Raw genomic sequence first — 2356 nt, forward strand, 5'->3', positions numbered from 1 at the left:
ATTTAATGTTTCAAATAAATAAATATTGTCACCAAAATCCACTTTACCATCTGCACTAGAGGGTACATTTCAACAGGCTATAAGTAACATGAAAACTGCATGGGTATTCCCCGGACAAGGCTCGCAAGTACTCGGAATGGGTATCGATTTGATCGAGCTAGATTCGGCTAAAAAAACATTCGATCGCGCCGCAGAAATTCTCGGTTGGTCGGTAGTCGATATTTGTCAAAATGATGAAGAAAAATTGGCAAATACTCGCTATACACAACCTTGTTTGTACGTCATTGAAAGTATTTTAGTAGATGCGCTCAAACAGCGCGGTCTGAGTCCCGATGCAGTGGCTGGGCATAGTTTGGGTGAATATGTGGCATTATATGCGGCTGGCGTTTTTGACTTCGAGACGGGATTGGAACTAGTCAAACGTCGTGCCGAATTAATGGATCTGGCGTCGGAAGGGGGGATGACAGCCTTAATCGGTTTCGATCGAGATAAACTAGAAATCGCGATCGCCGAGAGTGAAGGTGTCGTCATTGCAAACGATAATAGTACCGCTCAGGTGGTGATTTCTGGTACCAGTGAAGGAATTGCCGCCGTAGTGGGCAAAATTAAAGTCAAACGTGCCATCCCGCTGAATGTTTCGGGTGCCTTCCACTCGCCGCTGATGGCGACAGCCGCCACCGAGTTCGGCAAGTTGCTCGCACCGATTGAGTTTCGCGACGCTCTAATCCCCGTGTTATCTAATGTTGCGCCCACACCAACCACCAAGGGTAGCGAACTCAAAGCACAACTCGATCGTCAAATTACTGGTTCGGTACGGTGGCGAGAAATCTCGCTCCAGTTGGCCGCATTGGGCATCGAACAGTCGATCGAAGTCGGCCCTGGCAAAGTGCTCAACGGACTGATTAAGCGCACTTGTGAGGGCATTTCGACGGTACAGATGGGCACTCGATCGAATTTAGAATCGATTTAATAAATTAATTCATTCTAAATTATTCATGCCCAAACGTTAGATTTTATCGATGGCTTACCCAATCTTTAAATAATTGCCGTTGTCGATCGACAGTATTTTCTAATGCCTGTAACTGATACTGTTGGGGTTGAGGTTTTGCTAAGACGATCGGCAGTGTCATCAATCGATCGGCATGAAAAATAGTCAGATCGATTTGTTGTCCATCTGTATATAATTTCAATCGATCGACAAGTTTTTCAGCAGTTACTTTAAAACCATCGATCGCGAGTAATTCATCGCCTGGATCTATTCCTGCTAGTTGTGCGGGAGAATTAGCCGCTACCGATTTAATTGTCTCTTTCCCCCGATCGCTATTGACAGTTATCCCCAAATATGGGGTCGTTGCTTCACCAGCTTTTAATTCTAATCCAAATGGATTTAAGTAATCGTTAAATGGTAATTCTTCGACGCCATGAACATATCGATCGTAAAAGTCTGTGAGATCTCGATCGGCAACTGATTCGATAATATTTTTTAATTGTGTCTCGGTAAAACCAATTTCGGCTTTACCAAACTGTTCCCACATGGCAACTAAAACATCGTCGAAAGATTTTGCCCCATCAGTGCGATCGCGAATTAGTAAATCTAGTAACAATGTCACCATCTCGCCTTTAAGATAGTAAGACATTTGAGAATTAGAACTATTCGCATCGGGGCGATATAATTTAATCCACGCATCAAAACTCGACTCGCTCAATGGTTGCACCAATCGCCCTGGCGTCGTCTGATAACGGGTAATTTCTTTACTCAGTTCGGCTAAAAATTCTTGCTCGTCATAAATTTCTGCCCGTCGGGGAATTATCAGATCGTAATAACTAGTCGTACCTTCGCTAAACCACAACGATGGGGTATAATTTTCGCCTTCATAATCAAATTTTTCCAGCGCAGCCGGACGAATGCGTTTGACATTCCAGAGATGGAAAAATTCATGCGCGACTAACTGCATAAAGCGATTGTGTTTCTCGCTCCCTTGAAATCCAAAGCGAGGATAAAGCAGCGAACAGCAATTTTTGTGCTCTAATCCACCACCGCCACTCGGCGATAGATGCAGCAAGAAAATATAGTGTTCGTATGGCAATCCGCCAAATATTTTTGCTTCGACTTCTACGATTTTCTTAATATCTTCGATCGCGATTTGCGGATCGAGATTACCTTCACCCCACACGACTAGTTGATGAGATTTATCTAGTACGGTAAAGTCATAAATCTGCTGATAACCGATTTCAAATGGGCTATCTACTAATGTATCGAGATCGTTAGCCAGAAACGTTTGCGGACTAATTTCGGGTAATGGTGTGGTGATTTGCCAATCGGGACGAGCGGGAATAATTTTAATCTCGATCGGAC

The 2356-nt window shown here is 43.8% G+C and carries 2 protein-coding genes; one reads left to right on the forward strand and one right to left on the reverse strand.

The genetic code is table 11. The features are described 5' to 3' along the window. Positions 1 to 88 precede the first annotated feature (88 nt). Entirely contained in the window at positions 89 to 970 is an 882-nt protein-coding gene (fabD, locus tag C7B77_RS28375; protein WP_106312955.1) for an ACP S-malonyltransferase, read from the forward strand. 43 nt (positions 971 to 1013) lie between these two features. Here the strand turns inward: fabD and C7B77_RS28380 are convergent. Continuing rightward, a partial coding sequence (locus C7B77_RS28380; RefSeq protein ID WP_106312958.1) for a M61 family metallopeptidase occupies positions 1014 to 2356 on the reverse strand: 1343 nt, incomplete at its 5' end.

Source organism: Chamaesiphon polymorphus CCALA 037 (assembly GCF_003003845.1).
Lineage (GTDB): Bacteria > Cyanobacteriota > Cyanobacteriia > Cyanobacteriales > Chamaesiphonaceae > Chamaesiphon > Chamaesiphon polymorphus.

Excerpts from the sequence above, each read along its gene's own strand:
- fabD (WP_106312955.1), top strand. The coding sequence starts at position 89 with ATGAAAACTGCATGGGTATTCCCCGGACAAGGCTCGCAAGTACTCGGA.